We start from the raw sequence: 839 nt of genomic DNA on the forward strand, positions 1-839 counted from the left end.
CCCAGGCGGAAGCGCCGGGTCTGCGGGTCCCGCTCCACTAGGTTCTCCTGCTCGAGGATGGCAAGGATGCGCGAGATCGTGCTTTTGTGCAGACCGACGCGAGCGGCGATCTCCGTGACGCCCAGCAGGGGTTCGTGCACCGAGAAGCAGCGCAGCACGCCGATGGCGTTGGAGACGACCGAGGCCGTGCGGGCTTCGGTGATGGGCGAGGAGTTGTCAGTCGAGGAGGTCATAGGGTCCTATTCTTCTCCATGCGACCAGCCCCTGCCCCGACGCCGAGAACGACCCCCTCAGGTGCTACTCCGGCAGGCGCATGAGGAGCCCGAAGCTGGGTGGACACAGCCGGGGAAGCTATTAGGAGCCCGATGACTTCGGCGTAGCGTTGCAAGTTTTTTGCGCTCTGTACCTCCATGGTTATCGAGGCGCAACTTGAGCATTAAAGAAGCCTCAATTACCACTCCGTGCTCGATCTCCCAGCCGAAGAGGCCGTCCAGGAAGACAAACTTCTGGCACTTGCTCCTCGTCGACACGGAGTGCCGGTGGCGCCGCCTGCGGGCGGCGCCACCGAGATCGCCCGGATCAGGCCGGGATGATATTGTGCTCGGGGCCGTAGGGGAACTTAGTGATGTTCTCGGCCCCGTCCTCGCCAATGACGAGGATGTCGTGCTCGCGGTAGCCACCGGCGCCGGGCTGACCCTCGGGGATGGTGATCATAGGCTCCATGGATACAACCATGCCCGGCTCCAGGACGGTATCGATATCCTCGCGCAGCTCCAGGCCGGCCTCGCGGCCGTAGTAGTGGCTGAGCACGCCGAAGGAGTGGCCGTAGCCGAAGGTGC

Annotated in this window: 2 protein-coding genes; both read right to left on the minus strand. The window is 64.0% G+C overall.

The features are described from left to right. Window positions 1-233, minus strand: a 233-nt coding sequence (locus tag UN64_RS21790) for a helix-turn-helix domain-containing protein (protein ID WP_139343252.1), incomplete at its 3' end; no start/stop codon positions are given. A 346-nt stretch (window positions 234-579) separates the two neighbouring features. Then, window positions 580-839 (minus strand): M24 family metallopeptidase (locus UN64_RS21795; RefSeq protein ID WP_369073192.1); only part of this gene is annotated, 260 nt, incomplete at its 5' end.

It is taken from the genome of Fictibacillus arsenicus (assembly GCF_001999465.1).
In the GTDB taxonomy this organism is placed as follows: Bacteria; Bacillota; Bacilli; order Bacillales; family Fictibacillaceae; genus Fictibacillus; species Fictibacillus arsenicus.